Origin of the sequence: Paraburkholderia sp. GAS38, assembly GCF_050434965.1 — a bacterium.
In the GTDB taxonomy this organism is placed as follows: Bacteria; Pseudomonadota; Gammaproteobacteria; order Burkholderiales; family Burkholderiaceae; genus Paraburkholderia; species Paraburkholderia phenazinium_A.
In genome coordinates, this window is sequence record NZ_JBNDJO010000013.1 from 190709 (window position 1) to 211737 (window position 21029).

Annotated in this window: 19 protein-coding genes; 12 read left to right on the plus strand and 7 right to left on the minus strand. The window is 63.2% G+C overall.

Annotated elements, in window-relative coordinates:
- Positions 1-54: 54 nt before the first annotated feature.
- A complete protein-coding gene (locus tag P3T42_RS27305) occupies positions 55-1014 on the minus strand; it encodes a hypothetical protein (protein WP_429307778.1) in 960 nt (319 codons plus the stop codon).
- Positions 1015-1559: 545 nt separating this feature from the next.
- Between P3T42_RS27305 and P3T42_RS27310 the strand changes: the two genes are divergently transcribed.
- Positions 1560-4046: a penicillin acylase family protein gene (locus tag P3T42_RS27310; RefSeq protein WP_429307779.1), complete on the plus strand. Its 2487-nt coding sequence runs from the start codon at positions 1560-1562 to the stop codon at positions 4044-4046.
- Between the two features lie 286 nt (positions 4047-4332).
- Complete coding sequence (locus P3T42_RS27315) at positions 4333-5199, plus strand: hypothetical protein (RefSeq protein WP_143788219.1); 867 nt, start codon at positions 4333-4335, stop codon at positions 5197-5199.
- Between the two features lie 47 nt (positions 5200-5246).
- Here P3T42_RS27315 and P3T42_RS27320 read toward each other — a convergent pair whose 3' ends face one another.
- Entirely contained in the window at positions 5247-6149 is a 903-nt protein-coding gene (locus tag P3T42_RS27320) for an endo alpha-1,4 polygalactosaminidase (RefSeq protein ID WP_253189978.1), read from the minus strand.
- 261 nt (positions 6150-6410) lie between these two features.
- Between P3T42_RS27320 and P3T42_RS27325 the strand changes: the two genes are divergently transcribed.
- Positions 6411-6695: a hypothetical protein gene (locus P3T42_RS27325; RefSeq protein ID WP_429307780.1), complete on the plus strand. Its 285-nt coding sequence runs from the start codon at positions 6411-6413 to the stop codon at positions 6693-6695.
- An 18-nt stretch (positions 6696-6713) separates the two neighbouring features.
- On the opposite strand, the gene P3T42_RS27330 is transcribed toward P3T42_RS27325, so the two are convergent.
- A complete protein-coding gene (locus P3T42_RS27330) occupies positions 6714-7418 on the minus strand; it encodes a YceH family protein (protein ID WP_429307781.1) in 705 nt (234 codons plus the stop codon).
- Between the two features lie 170 nt (positions 7419-7588).
- Between P3T42_RS27330 and gcvA the strand changes: the two genes are divergently transcribed.
- From gcvA to P3T42_RS27350, 4 genes are all read left to right on the plus strand, one after another.
- A complete protein-coding gene (gcvA, locus tag P3T42_RS27335) occupies positions 7589-8506 on the plus strand; it encodes a transcriptional regulator GcvA (protein WP_429307782.1) in 918 nt (305 codons plus the stop codon).
- A 101-nt stretch (positions 8507-8607) separates the two neighbouring features.
- Positions 8608-9081 (plus strand): RidA family protein, encoded by a 474-nt coding sequence (locus P3T42_RS27340; RefSeq protein ID WP_429307783.1) that lies wholly within the window; start codon positions 8608-8610, stop codon positions 9079-9081.
- A 137-nt stretch (positions 9082-9218) separates the two neighbouring features.
- Positions 9219-10415, plus strand: coding sequence for an aminotransferase class V-fold PLP-dependent enzyme (locus P3T42_RS27345; RefSeq protein WP_429307784.1), 1197 nt, complete (start codon positions 9219-9221; stop codon positions 10413-10415).
- Positions 10416-10575: 160 nt separating this feature from the next.
- Positions 10576-11070, plus strand: coding sequence for a cupin domain-containing protein (locus P3T42_RS27350; protein ID WP_429307785.1), 495 nt, complete (start codon positions 10576-10578; stop codon positions 11068-11070).
- 131 nt (positions 11071-11201) lie between these two features.
- Here the strand turns inward: P3T42_RS27350 and P3T42_RS27355 are convergent, their stop codons facing one another.
- The 3 genes from P3T42_RS27355 to P3T42_RS27365 are packed head-to-tail and all read right to left on the minus strand — an operon-like array spanning position 11202 to position 12959.
- On the minus strand, positions 11202-11786 hold the full coding sequence (locus P3T42_RS27355) for a YceI family protein (RefSeq protein WP_171991570.1): 585 nt from the start codon (positions 11784-11786) through the stop codon (positions 11202-11204).
- Positions 11787-11813: 27 nt separating this feature from the next.
- Entirely contained in the window at positions 11814-12374 is a 561-nt protein-coding gene (locus P3T42_RS27360) for a YceI family protein (protein WP_074293827.1), read from the minus strand.
- A 30-nt stretch (positions 12375-12404) separates the two neighbouring features.
- Entirely contained in the window at positions 12405-12959 is a 555-nt protein-coding gene (locus P3T42_RS27365; RefSeq protein WP_074293828.1) for a cytochrome b, read from the minus strand.
- Positions 12960-13308: 349 nt separating this feature from the next.
- Here P3T42_RS27365 and P3T42_RS27370 point away from each other — a divergent pair, with 349 nt between their 5' ends.
- From P3T42_RS27370 to P3T42_RS27390, 5 genes are all read left to right on the plus strand, one after another.
- Positions 13309-14472, plus strand: coding sequence for a porin (locus P3T42_RS27370; protein WP_429307786.1), 1164 nt, complete (start codon positions 13309-13311; stop codon positions 14470-14472).
- 291 nt (positions 14473-14763) lie between these two features.
- Positions 14764-15567, plus strand: a complete 804-nt coding sequence (locus P3T42_RS27375; RefSeq protein WP_429307787.1) for a MipA/OmpV family protein — start codon at positions 14764-14766, stop codon at positions 15565-15567.
- A gap of 194 nt (positions 15568-15761) precedes the next feature.
- Complete coding sequence (locus P3T42_RS27380) at positions 15762-16532, plus strand: DUF4118 domain-containing protein (RefSeq protein WP_429307788.1); 771 nt, start codon at positions 15762-15764, stop codon at positions 16530-16532.
- A 54-nt stretch (positions 16533-16586) separates the two neighbouring features.
- The gene (locus tag P3T42_RS27385; protein WP_074296949.1) at positions 16587-17414 is read left to right on the plus strand and encodes an alpha/beta hydrolase; all 828 of its coding nucleotides are present in this window, start codon (positions 16587-16589) and stop codon (positions 17412-17414) included.
- 194 nt (positions 17415-17608) lie between these two features.
- On the plus strand, positions 17609-20164 hold the full coding sequence (locus tag P3T42_RS27390) for a penicillin acylase family protein (RefSeq protein ID WP_429307789.1): 2556 nt from the start codon (positions 17609-17611) through the stop codon (positions 20162-20164).
- On the opposite strand, the gene P3T42_RS27395 is transcribed toward P3T42_RS27390, so the two are convergent.
- Complete coding sequence (locus tag P3T42_RS27395; RefSeq protein WP_429307790.1) at positions 20161-21009, minus strand: hypothetical protein; 849 nt, start codon at positions 21007-21009, stop codon at positions 20161-20163. The genes P3T42_RS27390 and P3T42_RS27395 overlap by 4 nt on opposite strands.
- Positions 21010-21029 lie beyond the last annotated feature (20 nt).

Genomic DNA, 21029 nt, shown 5'->3' on the forward strand with positions numbered 1-21029 from the left:
TGTGCAAGCCCACGCCAATCGTTCGAACCGGCGTGGGCCGCGCGTGCAGATGCTTTAGAACGTCACTGCCGCGTGCAAGCTCGCAACAGCGGCGGCGTTAAAGCGAATCTGATACTGCTCCGAATAATTGGGCGTCGAACCTCCGCCGGACACCGCAACCGGATAGGCGTTGCCGCCGATAACGGTTCCCGCCTTGACGAGGCTGCCGACATAGACGTTGCCGTTGAGCTCGTAAAAGGTCCGGTAGGTTGGCGTCGTCAGATTCGGCCGCACGGCGGATGCGACATAAGTCGTCACACCGTTGATCGACGACACGCTACCGTTGCTGAGCGTGTAAGTCGTGTTGTCGTCGACCAGGAAAATGCCACCGTTCGCCATCAACCCGGCGATCGTCGTCCCGCCCGGAACAGGACCCGGGGTGGTGCCTGTTGTGGTGCTGGTTGCGGTGGCCGTTGCGGTAGAGTCGTAGTCGACAACCGTGTAGGTGTCGGCAACTTCGGTTGACGTGTATTTCACGTAAGCGGCGCCCGAGTTCCATGTGGCCGTCGTGCTGAGCAGCGCCGTATTGAAATAAAGCGAGTTCAACCAATGCGCGAGATCGGTCGGAGCAGACGCGACGGTGCCGCTCAATGGGACCACGGAGAAGCCGCTGCGTATCACGCTGTCCACAACGGTCACGCCGTCAGCGGCAAGCGCGTTGACTTTGACACCGGTGCCTTGATAACTCACGCTGTCCTGCGAACCCGATCCCACTACAATGGCGCCGTTGATCACATAGCGCGAGACGGACGTGGTGCTCGGCACACTCAGCGTATTCGCAATCGAGGTGGGCGTGGATCCGTTAAGCGCCTGCGTCCCTGCGGTAGACGGCGAGGCCGCCATCGATGCATGCGACTCAACGAAATATTGTGTACTCGGTGCGGGTGTACCTGAAAGCGGCAACAACCAACTCAGGTTATAGACGGCATTAGGCGCCAGTGCGAACTGTTCAAACGCCTGCTGATCTGCACTCAATGAAGACTGATTAGCCGTTGATGATGAACTGGAACCTCCACCTCCACCGCCGCAGCCGGCGAGTAACGCCGACAAGCCCATTGCGATGGCAAACCCCGCCCGCTTGATATCTTTCATTTTGATTGCCCGTTAACCTGTATTTATGCGTTTTGATTTTCTTAAGAGGGCGGGACGCTATCGGAATGGATATAGCCAGTCGCCCTCTTCGAGGTGGGATGGCCTCGATTCATTAAATAATTTTTCCCAGCGGCAAAAGTATCCGATGCGGATGTGGGTGTCCAGAATTGTTCTGGATATAGCGCGCTTTTAACGGTTCGATGAGCCAAACGAGTCACGCGGTTTTACATCTCGCCTACATCAAGGCCTTACGCATAAAGTTTCGCTGTTTACCGGCCGGAAAATCATCGAGGCGCGCGAATACGCCGTTGCGTCTATCAAACAACGTCGCCTCCGATGCCCGACACGGCACCCGTGCTATGGTCATACGCCATCTCGCCGACATGGCATGCCGCACCAGGCTGAAACCACGACCTCCGTGATCCGCGATGATTCGCCCAACACCTGCCGCCTCCAAACGTCCGCGCGCGACCTGGTTGATCCGCGCGTTCTACGCGCTCGTCCTGATCCTCGTCGCGATTGCACTTGCAAGCTGGATGACCTTGCGCGCCAGCCTCCCGCAACTCGACGGCACGCACACCGCGCCTACACTCTCCGCCCCAGTCACGATCGAACGCGACGCGCTCGGCGTCCCCACATTGCACGGCAACTCACGCGCGGACGTGGCCTACGCGACGGGCTTCGTGCACGCGCAGGACCGCTTCTTCCAGATGGACCTGTTGCGCCGCGTCGCGGCCGGCGAGATGGCCGCGCTAATCGGGCCGGCCGCGCTCGACCTCGATCGCAGCAATCGCCCGAGCCGGTTCCGCGAGCGCGCCGAGATCGTACTCAACGCGATGCCCGCCGACCAGCGGCTGCTGGTCGAGCGCTACGCAGCCGGCGTCAACGACGGACTCGCTTCGCTCGCATCGCGCCCCTTCGAGTACTGGGTATTGCGCACGCACCCGGCAGCGTGGCGCCCCGAGGACACGCTGCTCGTCATCTACGCCATGTACTTCGACCTCCAGTCCCACGAGGTCAGCCGGATCCTTTCGCGCGCGGCCCTTCGCGAGCGCGTCCCCGCCGATCTGTTCGCCTTCCTGCTACCCACCGCGAGTCACTGGGACGCACCGTTCGATCTCGCGACGCCACCCGCTGTCGAACTCGCCACACCGCCCGCCACGCGTCCCGACTGGTTGCACGCCGCGAAGTCCGCGAGCATCGCGTTGCCCGGAACCGAACTCGCGGACCGCAACCCGAGCACCGACGATTCGATGATCGGCAGCAACGGCTGGGCCGTCGACGGCGCCCACAGCGCGCAAGGTAGCGCACTGCTCGCAAGCGACATGCACCTCGGCCTGTCGCTGCCTAACATCTGGTACCGGCTTTCGCTGACATGGCCTGGCGCGGACGGTCGGCCACGGCACATTACCGGCGTCAGCCTGCCCGGTGGACCCCTCGTCATCGCCGGCAGCAATGGCCAGGTTGCATGGGGGTTCACTAACAGCTACGGCCACTTCATTGACCTGATCGAACTGCACCGCAATCCCGCCGATCCGCTGCAATACCGCGCTCCCGGCGGCGCGTGGCAACGTGCGGTGGTCCACCACGAACGCATTGACGTCAAGGGCGGCACGCCGGTCGATCTGCCCGTCGCGGACACGCAATGGGGCCCGGAGAGGGTGGTCGGTTCACACGCCTATGCGCTGCACTGGGTCGCTCACGATCCCCAGGCGGTCAACGTCAACCTGCAGCGGCTCGAAGACAGCACGAGCGTCGCGGACGCGTTGCACGTGGCGCAGACCAGCGGGATTCCGACGCAGAACTTCATGGTGGCCGATTCGCACGGCAAGATCGGCTGGACGCTGGCGGGACCGCTGCCGCGCTGGAACCCCGCCGCGGTTGCATCGAAGGACAACCCGGTCGACGACCTGCCCTTTGATTCGGCTACCTATCAAGGCTGGCAAGGCTACCTCGCACCGGATGCGTACCCGTCGCGAATCGACCCGCCGCTCGGGCGTTTGTGGACGGCGAACAACCACACCTTGCCGGCTTCCGAAGCCGCGCTGCTCGGCGACGCAGGCGCCGACGTCGGCGCGCGCGCCTCGCAGATCCGCGACGACCTGCTAGCGCTGCCGCGCGCCAACGAGCGTGACATGCTCGCCATCCAGACCGACGACCGCGCGCTATGGATCGATCGTTGGCGGCGTCTCGCACTCTCAGTGCTCGACGCCGACGCATTGCGCGACCATCCGCAGCGCGCCGAATTCCAGCGCCTCGTGCTTGGATGGAACGGCCGCGCCGATGCGGACGCAGTCGGCTATCGTCTCGTGCGCGCGTTCTACTTCTCGCTCTACGACGCCTGGTTCGGCCCGCTCGACAAGGACCTCGCAACCCATTTCGGCAGCGGACCGGACACGCCGCCGCTCGGCTTTCGCGGGGCGAGTTCGCGCTATGACGCGGTCATGGAAGCGCTCGCAGCGCATCACGCATGGGTGCCGGACGGCAGCGCCGACTGGCGCGCGTTCATGCTCGACCGGATCGACCATGCCATCACGCAGTTGCCACCGGGCGTGAAACTCGAAGATGCGCGCTGGGGCGATCGCAATCGCGCGGCGATCGATCATCCGTTCGCGCGGATCGTGCCGGCGTGGCTGCCATGGCTGCGCGCCTCCCTAGGCGCGCCGCACGATCCGCTGCCGGGCGACATCAACATGCCGCGCGTGCAAGCGCCTTCGTTCGGGGCCTCCGAGCGGATCGTCGTCTCGCCGGGGCGCGAACAGGACGGCTTCTTTGAAATGCCGGGCGGTCAATCCGGTCACCCGTTGTCGCCGTACTTCCTCGCGGGACATGAAGCGTGGGTCCATGGCGACGCCACGCCGTTCTTGCCGGGGGCAGCCATGCATCGGCTTGAACTGGTGCCGCAGGTTCGTTGACTACGCAACCCGATCAAACGTCGCGGTCATCAATCCATCTCTACATTCCGCTCTCGGGTCGAGTGGAATGTAGAGCGAAATAGACAGCCGGATTTATTACTCTCTATTACCTGGCGTTCCTATCCTGCATAAATTCAATTCGCTTAAATTCGCGTTTAATGAATCTCCCTTACATACCGTTATATAAACAAACGGTCTTTCGGATAAACTTCCGGTTCGCAAAGGGCTACCACGCGCGGCAGCGCTAACCCAAATCTGTCACTACACCCCGAAAAAGGTTTCAGTGATGTCCGATCAGTTATGCGTCATACATGGGAAAATCACCTCCATGGAGCGTGTGCCCGTGAGCCTTCAGACGGCCGGCCAGCCGTCGGCCGGCATGCTGGCCCGAATCTTTGCACCGATTCTTTTCGCGCTAGGCGGAAAAATCGGTATGGCGGTAATGAACCATTGGCAGAATCGTTATCTATCGGGCATTTATGATCAGTTGAATCAGACGGCCCGCGGTGCGGCTTCGCAAACCGTCAAACTCACGGCGCTCGCCGATTTTCTCTATCTGATGGATATCACCATCGCCGGCACGCAATACCGCACCATGCTGAGCGGCCTCTGCTTCAGCGAGGGTGACGACGTGAACGCAGTCGTCGATGCGAAAGGGACTTTGCTGGCAGTCGCGCGGCCGGATCAGACGGCGATGTCGATCTATTCGAGCTGCAAATACGGCTTCGCCCTCCTCATGAAAAATCTCTGGTGGGTCAGCAAGCTGCTTTTCTGGGTAATGATGATTCCCATGCTACTGATCAACGTGGGCGAACTCACGCTCAATAGCGCCTGGGATTTGACGGTCTTCCTGATCGTTCTTGCCGGCGCTCCCTTTGCCCTCATGGCGTTGAGCGCCCTGCTCTGCGGACTGGCCAACCGCGACGAATTCATTCCTGCGTGGCTCGCGTCCAGCATCTTTGAAGCGCTCAGCCGTCCCGATCTGGCCACGGCCAACTTCAACGTGGCGGAGCGCGAAGCGCCGCACGACGGCCGCAAGCGGCCAGGCGACAAAGGCCGGGTGTTGTATTTCTGGCCGGCAGATAACGCAACCAAGGCGGCGCGCGCAAAGATCCGCGCGGCTAACAGCCAGATCGAACACAGCGAAGGATAAGCCGGAGCAGCGCGCCCTCTGCCCGCTCGCCTCCCCGATACACTGGCTCAGTTCGACGCCAGCGCCGGCAAAAACGGCCACCAGCACACCTGATTGAGCGCCGAGGTCGCAATCGACGGACTCAGCCCTGCGGCAATGCTGGCATTCCAGCCGCTTTGTGCGGTCGATATCGCCGAGCAACTACTCACATAGTCGAGCGATCCCGTGAAGAACGTACTGCGCGGCAATTGCGCCTCGGTACTCTTCCACGTCTGCAGCGTTTGCAGCAGCGAGCTGTCGAGCGAGGGCAGGAATACCTGTTCGGCAAAGTTGCCGTCCACCAGCATCGGAAACGAGAGTCCGCCACTCGATCCGTTGAGCGCCGAGGTCGGTGCCGCGTTCAGAACGATCGGCGCGTTCGGAAACTCCGTGCGCAACTGCGCGACCAGATCGAGACCGCCTTGCTTGCAACTCGCGTCGCACGGACCTTGTGCGGCGTTCGCGTCGTGGCCGACGATCTCGAAGTTATCCAGCATGAAGCCGTCGACGCCGGTCGCCGCCAGGCGCGGCGCGACGTAGTTGACGATCAGGTTCTGATAGTCCGCGTTGCCGACGTTCATCCAGTACTCGTTGGAGTAGCCGCTGTACTGGCCCAGTTGCGCCGCCTGGTTCGCGCCGCAGGAGACGAAGCCGGTGGGCACCGTCGTCCAATAGGTTCGCCAGGTCTCGCAGGCGCCGACATTCAGATAGCTGAGCACTTTCGCGCCATGCGCCTTCAGCGCGGTGATCTGCGCGGGCGTGAAGTTGGGGGTGCCGGTGCCCGGATCGGCGTCGATCACGATCACGTTGAAACTCGAGGCGAGCTGATTGATATCGGTTTGCGCAGCCGTGCCGTAGTAGACGGCCCAGACCGGCGACGCCGGCAGATTGCGAGCCGCCGCGATCGTCACATTGGTTGACCCCGAAGGCACGACCGTGCTGGTGCTGCTGCTGGCGGAACTGGTGGAACTGCCGGACGTCCCGCTCGATGCCTGGCCACTGCCGCCGCCCCCACCGCCCCCGCCACCACAAGCGCCTGACAGTACCGCAACAAGGAGCGCAGCCCCGAGCCAACAACGAGAAGATAATGAGCGCATGGTTGATCTGATTGGATTTTCCCGGAGCGTAGCACGCGCGGTGGGCAGCAGCGCGACACCAGATACACTCGCAAGGGCAATCCAAAGGAGATTTCGATGATACGCAAAACGCTCAACGCATCGCAGTTGCAGCAGGAGGTGAACCGGCGGCTGCATCGACTGCATGAAATCGTCGAAGACGGCGTGAGGATTCGCGTGCCGCGGCCGCAGCTTCAGGAGCCCGACGCAAGCGGCTGCAACTGGGACATGAAGCACTTCGGCAATGCCGCCGGTTTCGATCGCGACATCGCCGCAGTGCTCAAGGCCGTACGCGCTGAATACAACCTGAGCACCGAAACGAAAGACACGGGTAACCCGTTCGCGGATTTTCCCGGAGACTGACCGGTCGGCGAATGCGCTTTACGGCTCGCGCGCAAACTTGTCGAGGTTGATACCCAGTTCGGCGGCCATGTGTTCGACCAGTGTCTGAAGGCGCAGCAGTTCCTCACCCTGACGCTTCACTTCCGCGCTGAGCGTCTCGACCTCGGCAGAGGGCGTAGCGTCTTCCACGACGCCACGCGAAGACGCTTCGCTCACGCTGACTTCGCCGCACAGCAGATGCACCCAGCGATTCTCGCGCTCACCTGGCGTGCGCGGCAACTTCACCACGCGCGGCGGTTCGTGCGCCGCCAGTTCATCCAGAAACACTTCGACCGACGAAATATCAGCGAAGTCATGCAGGCGCGAGGTATTCAGGCGCAATTCCGCCGCGGTCTGCGGACCGCGCAGGATCAACACCGTGAGCAACGCACCCGACTGACTGGGAATGCCCAGCACGCGATTCAGGTTGTGCTCGAAACGCGGCACACGGCTGCTGCTGCCTTCCAGCACCAGACTGAGACGCTTCAGGCCGTCGATAGCAGTGAGCACTTCGGCATCCGTGACGTTCATCACCGGCGCGCGCGCCGTCTTCTGATTGCAGCCGGAGGTCAGCGAGTTGAGCGAAAGCGGGTAGGTGTCCGGCACCGTGTGCTGCTTTTCGACCAGCACACCGAGCACGCGCGCCTCGACTGGCGTCAGAGGACGCATGGCGGGACGCGGAACAGCATCGGGGGTAGAGTTCATAAGTGACATCGCTACGGGCAGCGCCTGGAAGGCACGCGGTGATCGTGCGCCTGACGGGAATGTCGGGCGGAGACACACATCATAATCAGATTACCCGCCACCGCAAAACACGCGCTGTCCGGCAACAACGGGTAGCATGACGCACTCACTCAGGTCTTCGCTCCAGCCCCATGCGTTCCATGCGTCCGTTGCCGCCACTCGTTGCTCTGCGCGCTTTCGAAGCGGCCGCACGACACCTCAGCTTCAGTCAGGCGGCTCAGGAACTCTTCGTCACGCAAAGCGCTGTCAGCCACCATATCCAGAAGCTGGAGAGCGAACTGGGCGTGCCGCTGTTTGAACGGCGCACGCGGGCGGTCGCACTGACCGCTGCCGGACACACCTACTATGCCAAGGTACATGCCGCCTTCGAACTGCTGCGCGCAGGCACCGAGGAAACGCGTGCTCCCGCTGCTGCGCGGATGAAGCTCAGCGTGGGTCTGTTGGCTTCGTTCGCCACACGCTGGCTCGCGCCCCGCTTGCCGGCGTTTTCCACCGCGCATCCCGGTATCGACTTGCAACTGCGGCCCGATATCGCGCTAGCGGACGTGTCCGGCGGCGAAGTGGATCTGTCGATTCGCTATGGCCGCGGCGGCTGGCCCGGCGTACGCGCCCGCAAGCTCATGTCCGAGCGCCTCTCGCTGGTGTGTGCACCCGCGCTGCTCGCCGGCGCACGGCGGCCTCGCACGCCGCAAGACCTGCTGCGCTATCCGCTGCTCGCCTCGCACGCCAAAATGCCCTTCGAATGGCAAGCCTGGGCCACGCGTTTCGGCGTCGATCTCAGTCATGCAACGACGGTGCATCTGCACGACTACAACATCGTCGTCGAAGCGGCACTCGCCGGACAAGGCATCGCAATGGGCCGCCACCGCCTCATCGCCGCGCAACTGGCAAGCGGCGCGCTGATCCAGCCGGCGCCCGACGCGGTGCTGGACGATCCGCGCATCGGCTGGTGGCTCGTCACGCCGCGCACGGCGACAGGCGAGAGCGAAGCCGCGACGGCCTTCCGCGAATGGTTGATGCAGATGGCCGCGCAAGATTCGCCAGACTGAACGCATGAGTTTGGCTCACGTGTCGCCGGCAAGAATTCATTGGTCAGCGGGCGGCGGCCACCATAGGATGGTCGTTCATTCATTCCATTGAGACACCCACCATGAGCCTCTCCCTCACCGCTCGCGTCGCTGAACTCGGCCTCACCCTGGAATCCGCCGCCGCGCCGGCCGCGAACTACGTGCCGTTCGTGCAGGACGGTCAACTGCTGTTCATTTCCGGGCAGATCTCGCGCAAGAACGGCCAGGCTGCATACCTGGGCCGTCTCGGCGACAATGTCACGGACGAAGACGGCATCGCGGCGGCGCGTCTCGCCGCGCTCGGCATCCTCTCGCAGATTGCCGCCGCTACCGGCGACCGGCTCGACCGCGTGGCGCGCATCGTGCGCCTTGGCGTGTTTGTCGCCAGTACGCCGGAGTTCAATCGTCAGAGCGCGATTGGCAACGGCGCGTCGGATCTGATGGTGCAGGTGTTCGGCGACGCCGGCCGGCATGCGCGCAGCGCGGTGGGTGTCGCGTCGTTGCCTTCCGGGGTGGCCGTGGAAGTCGAGGCCGTCGTCTCGCTCACGCAATCCTGAAACGTGGCCCTCGTACGCAGGGTCTGAGTCATAGCCGTGATTCACAGCCGTGAGTCACAACCGTGATTCACAGCCCTGAAGCGCAGCCTGCAAACCGCAGCCCTAAACCCTGCCCGCCCCACTGGAGCACCCCAAGCATGCCAGCCCCTCTTACCGTTGCCGCCGTGGAAGCGCTGCGCGCCCAGACGCCGGGTACGCAGCACATCACGCACTTCAACCACGCCGGTTCGTCATTGCCGTCAACGGCTACGCTGGAAGCGATCCGCGAGCACCTCTGGCGCGAAGCGACCCAGGGTCCCATGGAAGCAGGTGTGACAGCGCGTCAGCAAACGGAACAGGCCCGCACACTCGCGGCTCGACTGCTCAACGCGCAGCCGTCGGAGATCGCCGTGACGACCGGCAACTCGTCGGCCTGGGGCGGCGCATTCGCCGCGCTGGGCGCGTGGCGGCCGGGCGACCGTATCCTCGTGGCGCGCCACGAATGGGGCGGCAATCTCGCAACCATGCGCCTGACAGCGCAACGGGCCGGCGCCTCGATCGAAACGATTCCCTCCGACGACAGCGGCGCCGTCGATCCGCAAGCGCTTGAGGCAATGCTCGACGAGCGTGTGCGCCTGATCGCGCTGACGTGGATGCCGGCCAACGGCGGCCTCATCAATCCTGCGGCGGCCATCGGCCAGATTGCGCGTCGCCATGGCATTGCGTACTTCATCGATGGCGCGCAAAGCGTGGGACAGTTGCCCATCGACGTGCAGCAGATCGGCTGCGATGTCCTGACCACCGTGGGTCGCAAAGCCTTGCGCGGTCCCCGCGGCACCGGCCTGCTGTATGTGCGGCAGGACTTTCTGCCACAGCTCACGCCGGCGTTCGTCGACACCCATTCGGCACCGCTCGATGCCAGCGGCGAGCCCATCCTGCGGGCCGACGCCGCGCGCCTCGAACCGTCGGAACTGGCGCCGGCGCTGCGCTGCGGACTGGCCAATGCGCTGCAGGAGGCGCTGGATATCGGCCTCGACCACATCCGCGCACGCATCGACACCATTGCACAGACGTTGCGCGCCGAGCTGGCGCAGATCGATGGCGTGACCGTCCTCGATCAGGGCCGCGAACGCTCGGGGCTGGTGGCGTTCAACCTGGCGGGCCACAAGCCGGCCGCGGTGCAACGCGCGCTGGCCGCGCAGGGCATATCGATCGGCAGCAACGGCGTGGCCTACACGCCGCTCGATATGACTGCCCGGGGTCTCGACACGATTGCTCGCGCATCCGTGAGCTATCTGACCACCGAGGCGGAAATCGACAGGCTGCTCGAGCATCTGCGCGCGTTGCGCCGCTAAGGCGGCAACGCGCTTGCGGCGCAACGCACGGAGAATTTTGTAGCGGTACGAAGTCTTCCCTGGCTGCAGTAAGATCGTCGCACGCGGCGCGCCATCAAAACGGGTGCGGCCGTCCCGTGCACGGCGGACCCGCAAGGAACGCCCATACAAGGAGACATTGATGGAACGACCCGAGTTCATCCGCCACTGGACCGAGCTGGAGAGTGCGGACGACGCCCACTACAAGGGCAGTACCGAACTGCTCGGTATCGGCGCGCCGCTCGCGAGGAAACTGGGCCTGCAGCGCATCGGCATTCACCACATGCGCCTGCCGCCCGGCCGCCGGAGCTCGTACCCGCATGCCGAAAGTGCGGAAGAAGAATTCGTGTTTGTGATCGAAGGCACGCCGGATGTGTGGATCGACGGCCATCTGCATCCGCTGAAGCCGGGCGACTCGGTCGCGTTTCCGGCGGGCACCGGGATTTGCCATACCTTCATGAACAACACGGATCACGACGTGCGGCTGCTGGTCATCGGCGAGACCGAAAAGAAGGAAAACCGGATTCGCTATCCGATGAACGAGGCTCACGAAGCCACCCGCGAGGACCGCTGGGTGGATTGGCCCGTGCGTCCGATGGGTCCGCATGACGGCAAGCCGTCCGGCAGCAAGGCTTAACGGGCCGATACGGGCCGACACGCGCCTTCACGCGAGCGCAGCACCAACGCCCCATGCAAAAACGCCCCGGTCATCTCAGACCGGGGCGTCCATCAAGGCAACCCGCCATCGCGTAGCGGGCTCATCCTCGCTTACTGCTTCACGCCTTCCGCCTGGATGTGCAGAACGGTGGCCATCTTGAAGCCATACGTCTTGCCGAAGTCAACGCCGAAGTCAGAACGGTCGAACGTCGCCGTCGATTCCGTGCCGCACACTTCGCGCTTGAGCATCGGGTTCTGGAAGCACTTGAACGACTCGATCTTCAGGTTCAGCGGCTTCGTCACGCCGTGGAAGGTCAACTCGCCGATCACTTCGACCGGCACATCGCCGTTGAACTTCATCGACGTGCCCTTATAGACGGCCGTCGGGAATTGCGTGGCGTCGAAGAACTTCGGGCTCTTCAACTCCGTATCCAGCGTACCGTTGCCGATATCCACCGAGGTCATGTCGATGGTCGCTTCCAGCGTGCCCGTCTTCGCTTCGCGATCGATCGTCACCGAGCCGCTGCTCTTGTTGAACTTGCCGCGCCAGATCGAGACGCCGCCGAAGTGGTCGGCTTCGAAGCTCGGGTAGGTGTGGGTCGGATCGAGCGTATAGGTCACGTCAGCGGCCATTGCGCCAAACGATGCGCCTGCTGCCACTGCGGCGATGGCTACAGCCAAAAGTTGCTTTTTCAAAATCATTCTCCAGGTGGGTTGTGCGGCTTATTTCTTGGCTGCCACGATGTGAAACTTGATGACGACTTCGTCGGCGACAACCGACGTGTCCTTCCATTCGCCCGTGCCGATATCGAACTGGCTGCGTTTGATCGGCAATGCGCCGTCGAAGCTTTGAGTCGTACCTTGCTGCGCCACGGTGACCGGCACCGTGACGTTTTCGGACTTGCCCTTGATGGTCAGCGTGCCGCTGACCTTGAACTGGTTACCGCCCGCCGGCGCAATCGCGCTCGAGACGAACGTCGCATTCGGAAACTGCGCGGCGTCGAACCATTCCTTGCCGCGCACCTGCTGGTTGTAGCTTTCGTCGCCGAGGTCGTAGCTCGCGGTATCGATGCTCAGCTTGGCGCTGCCCGCGGCCGGCTTGGCCGGATCGAAGTTGAGCTGTGCCGTGAACTTCTTGAACGTCCCGTCGACGGGCACGTTCATCTGCTTTGACGTGGCGGTCACCGTGCTTTTCGACGTATCGACCTGCGCATGCGCCACGCCGAGGCACAGCGAGGTCAGCGCGGTCGCGGCCAGGATCCAGCGAAGGAAAGGAGTTTTCATATCTGCCTTGAGCGTGAGGCTATTTGAGAGCTACTTAAGAAAAGGGATCATGCGCGCCAGCAAGCCGTCGCGATCGATGAAGTGATGCTTCAGGGCCGCCAGCACGTGAACAATCACCAGCGCGAGCAAGGTGTAGTTCAACCAGATGTGGACGATTCTCAGCATGACCTTCAGCGCGGCGTCCGGCCCGATCAGCGTCGGCAACGGCACGATGCCCAGATAGACCACCTGAATCCCAGCTGCCGAGCTGTACAGATAGCCCGTGACCGGAATCACCAGCATCAGCACGTACAGAAACACGTGCGCGGCTTCCGCTGCGAGCTTCTGCAGCGGCGCCATGCCGGGCGGCATCTCCGGGGCGCGGTGCGTCAGGCGCCAGGCGAGGCGAATCACGGCAAGCACGAACACGGTCACGCCAATCCACTTGTGCCAGGAAAAGTACTTGAGCTTGGTGGGCGTGAAACCGGGGATATCGGTCATGATCCAGCCGAGATAAAAACCGGCCACGATCAGCAACGCGATAAGCCAGTGAAGGCCCATTGCGGTTGCGCTATATCGCTGCTTAAGCGGCAGAACTGTCGTCATCGTCAACTTTGCTGGCGTCTTGAGGGCAGTTCGTCCACGACGCAGACGAACAGGCTGAGGAAGCGATTCTATGAGCGGACATGCACCGTGAATAGCGCATTGAAAGAGAACAGATTGTTGTTCCAGCGACGTAAATGGCCGGCTCGCCTTTACTTTTTTGGCGCGATTAGCGCCGTCACTTTATACAACGTTTTTATTTCCGAACCCGTAGCATCGCGGTTCTCGTTCATTACGACCCCGCAGGATTCCCGACGCGGCGGTACGGCCTGCATGGACAAGCCGTACGACGGTATGACCGCTTAGGGCGATTGACTCTCGCAGTCCCCGCTACATCATGGAGCTTAAAAGCATGAAGAAGTCTTTGCTGGCACTCGCGCTGTCAGGCGTATTCGCATTGTCCGCGCACGCGCAAAGCAGCGTCACCCTGTATGGCGTTATCGATACGGGTCTCGTGTTTGCGAATAATCAGGGTGGCCATAACAGCTGGCAAGAAACCAGCGCCGCCACGGAAAACACCGTGTATGGCCTCAAGGGTTCGGAAGACCTGGGTGGCGGCCTGCACGCCATCTTCAAACTGGAAAACGGTTTCAACCTGAACAACGGCAGCCTCTACAACGCGGGCGACGCGTTCGGCGAGCAGGCCTACGTCGGGCTGCAAACAGATCAGTTCGGCACCTTGCTGCTCGGCCGCCAGTTCGACACCGTCAACGACGTGCTCGGCCCGATCTCCTCAGCCGGCGGCAGCTACGGCGGCAACCTCTCCGCGCATCCGTTCAACAACGATAACCTCGCTGCGGACTCGATGAGCATCAACAACGCGGTGAAGTACACCAGCAACACCTACGGCGGCTTCACGGTTGAAGGCATGTACGCGTTCAGCAACAAGGCCGGCGGCTTCTCGAACAACCGCGCCTATGGCTTTGGCGCCACGTATGCGCATGGCCCCCTGAACCTGGCGGCCGGCTACCTGCAGCTCAACAACGCCGGCGGCGGCGTAAGCGACACGAATCCGAACGGCGCCGTCGCGCTCGACGACGGCAGCGCCGACTTCGTCGCGCAACGTCAACGCATCTGGGGCGCAGGCGGCAACTATGCGTTCGGTCCGGCTACCGTGGGCCTGCTATGGACCCACTCGCAGATCGACAACCTCTCGAGCGTGTTTGCCGGCGGCGACGGTTACACCGCTCTGGGTGGCGGCCTGCGCCTCGACAACTACGAAGTGAATGCACGCTACTCGCTGACGCCGAGCCTGAGCCTCGCCGGTGCGTACACCTTCACGGACGGCTCGTACGGCAACGGTGGCGCCAGCGCATCGCCGGAGTGGAATCAGTTCACGCTGCAAACCGATTACTCGCTGAGCAAGCGGACCGATGTCTACGTCGAAGGCGTGTATCAACACGTCCATGGCGCAGGGACCGGCTCGGTACTCGGCGATGCCACGATCAATACGTTGTCGCCTTCGTCGACGGGTACCCAGGTTGCGGTGACGGTCGGCCTGCGTCACCAGTTCTAATCTGCGCCACGGTTCGACGCCTCCACACTTGAACCACACGGGCCGCGCCTGCTGCGCGCGGCCCGCTGCACGCCTCCCGCCGAGGCATGCGTCAACGGTCCAATCTCCCCTCGTGTCCCCCATCTGTACAGCGCTTTGCTTTTGACAAGGCGTGCAGGTTTGCGCTGCATCCCTCATAATCACGCGCGCCCTGAATCTTCCGGGCTTCACAATGAGGCTTAAATAGAGGACCGAAGCGTTTAAACCGCACAGTCCCGCCTCAGAGATCTTCCTCCTCTCCGAACGAGCACTATGCTTTCGTCACCCCAACTCGGCGCCGGCCTGATGGCGCTTGCCGGCCTGCTGGCGCCTGTCGCGGCGTTTGCGCAACAGGCCCCGGCCAACGCCACCACCGCCGCGCCGGCGCCGGACTGGACCGTGACCGTCGGCGCCGAAGCGCAATGGGAACCCGCGTATCCGGGCGCGAACTTCATGCGGCTCAGACCGTTTCCAGCGTTCGACATCGAATACAAGAATCGCTTCTTCGCCAAAGAAGACATGCTGTTCGGGGTGTATTTCGTCAACAACGCCAACTGGAGCGCGGGCCTCGCGCTCCAATACGACTTCACCGAGCGCGAGACCAGCGAAGACGCACGGCTGCGCGGCCTGCAGAACGTGCCCGCCACGCCGCGCGCCAAGGCCTTCCTCACCTACACGCAATCGGCTTTCACGTTCTCGACCTCGGCGGCCCAGGACATTGCCGGCAACCGCGAAGGGCTGGTGGTGGACACCAACACCACCCTCACGCTGCCGGTCGGCAAAAAGCTGTATCTAACCGCGGGGCCGGGCGTCACGTGGACGAACGGGACCTACCAGCAAACGTTTTTCGGCGTGACGCCGAGCCAGAGCGCAGCGTCCGGTTTGCCTGTCTACGACGCGCACGGCGGCGCGGCGACGGGCTACGTCACGGTCGAAGCGGATTATCTGATCACCAAATCGCTGATCGCCACCGTCGAGCTGAAATTTGCCCGTCTGTATGGCAACTCTGCTTCCAGTCCGATTACACGGCGGGTTCAGCAAAACACGGACACGCTCGCACTGACGTACACGTTCTAACGGCTCGCCTCGCGTGCCGATTAGTGAGTACACCCAAACCTGTCGATTGTGTAAGCAACCGAAACATACGGAAACGGAGACCCTGTAGCGTTTTCTTCACATTAGTGCTAGCAAAATCGATGTCGCCGGCCAGCGAATGCGATACCATTGGCGCCCAATCTCTAAATTAAGCGTGCTACGAAGCACGCGGTGCTGTGAAAATTCAAAACGCCAAACGGTGGGCGCCACGCGGTTCCCGGGCCTGGCTTGCCGCGTGCCTGGCTTTGGCGGTGGCGAGCGGGGTACGCCTTTTACTCAATCCATTCGTCGGTCCGGCCATGCCGGGCGCATTCTTCTGCGTCGCCGCCACCCTCATCGAATATTTTTTCGGGCTGGGGCCGGCTTTGACCGTGATGTTGGTCGGACTCGTGATTGCCGACTATCTGTTTGTTCCCCCTTATGCGGATTTCTCGGTATTCGATTACCACGACGTCAGGCTGCTGCTTTCGTATCCAACCTTGACGATCTTCATCATTGCCCTGATCGAACGGCTGCGGCGCATGCAGTTCCGTGCCGAGCTATTCGCGTCAGTGGCGAAATCGCGCTATGAAATGCTGCTGCGCGCGGACAATAACCGTGCGCTGCGACTTCGTACGATCGACGAAACGCATCGCCTGCTGCGCCATCTGCCTCACTACCACGACACCATTATTCTGATTCAGGCGCTCGACCGGAAAGCGTCGTTGCGTCCAGATGCCGAGCACACCGCCGGCAGCGCCAGCACGCTGCCGCATACCAGTGCGCCGGGCAGCCGTTTTTCCTCGGTCCATCCGGCCGATATCGCACGTCTGCAAAACACGCTTTCGCCCGGCAGTCATCGCTTGCGCGTCAAGAGCGGCGAGCACCACTACAAGCCTGTCGATTGCGTCGGCGAGCGATTTACGACACACGCCGGCGATTTCCTGGTCCTGCGCATCGAGGATTAAGCATTGGACCGAGCCAAACATATCCTCCAGGAAGGCGGCGAGCACGCCGTACTCATGCTGCACGGCCTGTCGAGTTCACCGCTCGAAATGCGCTTTCTCGCGCGTCATCTGAACAACGAGGGCTTCACCGCTTTTGCGCCAGTGCTGGACGGCTACAGCGCGGGGACGAGCGAACGCGACATGCAGGCATGGGTCGACGCCGCCGTGCACGAGTTCGACAAACTCGCCAAGCGCTATGCCCGCGTCTCGGTATGCGGCTTGTCGGTGGGCGCCGCGCTGGCGCTGGCGGTCGTCAACCAGCGGCCGACGGCGCATGCGGTCGTGCTGCTGTCGGTCACGCTCTCGTACGACGGTTGGGCGATCCCGTGGTACCGCTTTCTGCTTGGCTGGGCGTACTACACGCCGCTGCGCAGCCGTTGGCGATATCGCGAGGCGTCGCCGTTCGGACTACGCAACGAAGCGCTGCGCGCCAAGATCGCTCGCGCCATGCAGCGCAACGGCATCAGCGAAGTCGGACCGTCGACCATTTCACTGCCCGCGCTACGCGAGGCCAGCCGGCTTGCGACACGCGTGCGTGCAAAGCTCGCGGATATCGCCACCGACTGCCTGATCATCCATGCCATCGACGATGAGACCGCGAATCCTCGCAACGCGCACTACGTCGCAGCGAAGATTGCCTCGCCGTTCCTGCGCACGATCTACCTCGACGACTCGTATCACATGATCACGTCGGACAACGAACGCGAAATCGTGGCCAGCGAGACCGCCGCGTTCCTGCGCGAGAGCGAAGCCGCGCGCGGCATCGGCAACGGCGCGAAATCGCAGGTCGTATCGAAGGCGCTGGCGCGGCGCCTGAGGCAACTGGCCGCGTTGGGAAGCTGAGCGGGCCGCCGGGTTCGTAACGCAATGAAAGAACCGCGAAGGTTGCGCTTGCTTGTAATTGCGAATCATTCGCATTAGTATGGGCCTGACGTGGGGCAACCCCAAGCGTCGAAGAAGTCCGTCAGCTGCGGACCTCCCATGCGGCTGCGCTCCCGGCTAGCGCCTTCCGAAACCCCTGCACGGCCCACCACTCCATGCGTCTGATACCTTTGCTGATCCGCAGCGCGCGTCTGCTGCTCGCTGTCCCTATCGCGCTTGCCCTACTCAGTTGCACTGCACCTTCCTCAGACGTCCAGCAGCACGCCGACACCGGCACGCCGGCTTACCGGGTCGAGATCCGCCGCACTGCGCTGGGCATTCCGCATCTGAAGGCGGACGATTGGGGTAGCCTTGGCTACGGGTATGGCTACGTGGAGGCGCAGGACAACCTGTGCACGATGGCCGATGCCTTCGTGACCTTCCGGGGCGAGCGTTCACGCTACTTCGGCGCCGATGCCAAGCCCGCAAGCGAGGCCACCTTCGGTCAACCGACCAATCTCGACGCGGACTTCTTCTTCCGCTTCATCGACGACGATGCGGCCGTGACGCGCTACCGCAACGCCCAGAGCGAACCGATGCGCGCGCTGGTCGACGGTTTCGCGAGCGGTTACAACCGCTATGTGGACGAGCTCGCCCACGGTGAATCTGCCGGCGCGCATGCGGCCTGCCGCTCGGCGCCGTGGGTGGGCAAGATCAGCTCGGCGGACATCTACCGGCGTCTCTATGCGTTGAATCTCGCGGGCGGCGCGGCGCGCTTCGCGTCCGCCATTGCAACGGCTCAGCCGCCCGGCGCGGTCACGGAATCGCAACCGCATCAGGCCGCCTCGGCCACACCACTGCGCTCACCAGCCACGCCGCAAGGTTCGCCGGCCTCGCTTAGCGTGGCCGCCACCGCGCCGCTCGCGCATTTCGGCGGCCATGAAGGCGTGGGCAGCAACGGACTCGCGTTCGGTGCGGATGCGACGCACAACGACAGCGCCCTCCTGTTCGGCAATCCGCATTGGTTCTGGAGCGGACCGGACCGGTTCTACCAGGCACAACTGACGATTCCCGGTAAGCTCGACGTCAGCGGTGTGTCGCTTCTCGGCGTCCCCGTAACGATGATCGGCTTTAACCGTGATGTCGCGTGGACCCATACAGTCTCCACCGCAGCGCGTTTCGGTCTGTTTCAGTTAAGCCTCGTGGCGGGGTCGCCCACGTCCTATCAATACGATGGACACGTGGAAACGATGACCCCCACGCGCGTGACGGTCCAGGTCCGTGCGGCCGATGGCGCCCTGCATCCAGTCACGCGAACGCTATACCGCTCGCGCTTCGGTCCGCTGGTCAACCTGAGTTCGAAATCGCCAGCGCTTGCGTGGAATGCACAGCAGGCGTTCGCGCTGCGCGATATCAACGCCGACAACTTCCGCGTCTTCGAAAACTTCCTTGAGTGGAATCAGGCGCGCTCGCTCGATGACTTCATCCGCATCCAGAAGCGCAATGCGGCGATGCCGTGGGTCAATACGCTCGCGATCGGCCGCGACGATCCGCGCGTGTGGTACGCGGACATCGGCGCCGTACCCGATGTTCCCGATCGTCTCGCGCAAAGCTGCACGACGGCGATCGGCAAGGCGTTCGCTCGCTTCATGCCTGGCGTGCCGTTCCTCGACGGCGCACACAGCGCATGCGACTGGCAGGTCGAGCGCGACTCCGTGCAGCCGCAAGCGTTGCCGGTCGCCCACATGCCGAGCCTGCTGCGGCGCGACTATGTCGGCAATTTCAACGGCAGCTTCTGGCTCGCCAATCCGGCCGAACCGCTGACGGGCTATGCGCGCGTGATCGGCGCAAGCGACACCGCGCAGTCCCTGCGTACCCGCCTTGGCCACACCATCGCCGCGCAACTGCAGGCCGATCCGGCGGGTGTGTCGGCCGGCGCGCTGCAGCGTGTGGCGTTGGACAGCCGCTCGATGTCGGCGATCCTCTTCAAGCAGCCTGTGCTCGATCGCTTGTGCACGACTGATTCGGCAACCACGACGTCAGCACCGGCGTCCGCGCCGCTCGCGGATAGCTCACGAGGGTCCGCTAACGCCGGCGATCTGCAGCAGGCATGCACGGTTCTGGCAGCATGGAACGATACGGGCGCGGTCGATGCACGCGGCGCGACACTGTGGGACGAATTCTGGCGACGCCTCGACGATCTTCCCGCTTCGCAGTTATACGCCGTGCCGTTCGATCCGCAACGGCCGTTGACGACGCCGTCCGGCATCGCGGTCGACCGCGCCAAACTCGCGACAGTGATGCGCGCGGCACTCGCGGCCTTGCAGAGCGCCGGCATCCCTATCGACGCCCCGCGCAGCCAGGCGCTCTACGTACAACGCAATGACGAGCGCATTCCGCTGTTCGGCGGCTGCAGCGAGGGCGGTTATATCACTGCCGCGTGCGCCCAGCATCCTTTCGACCAGCGCGCGTATTCGATGGACGTCAATCCGGACGGCAACAGCTATCTGCAGATAGTGCGGTTCGAGCAGGGCGAGGTCGTGGCGGACACGATGCTCGCCTCATCGGAATCGGATGATCCCGCTTCTCCGCACTACGCCGACGGCACGCGCGAGTACGCGAAGCAACGCTGGTTGCGCGTGCCGTTCAGCGACGCAGCGATTGCGCGCGATGCGGCAGCGGCCGCTCAAGTGCTGACGGCACCGGCTTCGTTGAATGGGGCGTCGCGCTAGCGTGCGATAGTCCGGCCGTCGCGCCCCGCCCAACCGAACGCAAGCACGCGCGTCAACGGTTGAGCGACCGCGGCTGCCGCGCTGATGATGCCGGGCATCGGCAGGTCGAGAATGTGCCAGCGCATGGCGCCGGGCGTATCGATCACGAAGCTCGCCGAATCCTGCCGCAATACGTGCGCGTCGGCATTCAGCACGGGCGTCCCTGCTGCGATCGTGAGGCTGTCGTGGCGCACGCCGCTTCGTGTTTCGATCGACCGGCTCGCCTTGGTTCGACGCGACCGCGTCGTGGCTTCCGGGTGACCGCTAGCGGCATTGTCCGGCAGCGTCGGTACACGGGTCGCGAGTCCGAGCGGACTCGTGCTCACGCCGATCACGATCCAGATCCCCGCATAAGCGATAGCGATTTCGATGGGTTCACGCGGGTCGGCGTTCGCAAGACGCAGTTGACCGCGCTCATCCTCCGTCAGTTCGACGTCGCCGGGCGCGCAGCCGACCATGTGGGCCAGAATCTCGCGCATCACCGCACGGCCCACGGCAAAGCGCTTGCCGAGCGCGGGATTGGGATGACTCCTGACGCGCGCCAGTTCGGCCTTCGAAAGACGCGCGTAGGCCTCATCCTTCGACACCAGATGCCATTCCGGACGAAAGCGCCATAGCAGCAACTCTCCGTCTTTCGGATGAACCATGCCGGCGGCGTGCCGGTACGCGAGGCTACAAGGCACAAATTCGAGTTCCGGCACAACGGCAACGTCGGCACCGTCGATTCGGGCGGGACTGGATGGGTGGGACGGTACCGGTGTTTCGTCCGCGATTGCCGCAATTGCGATTGAAGAGTTAACCGACATGCAAAGACTCGTCCGCTCAA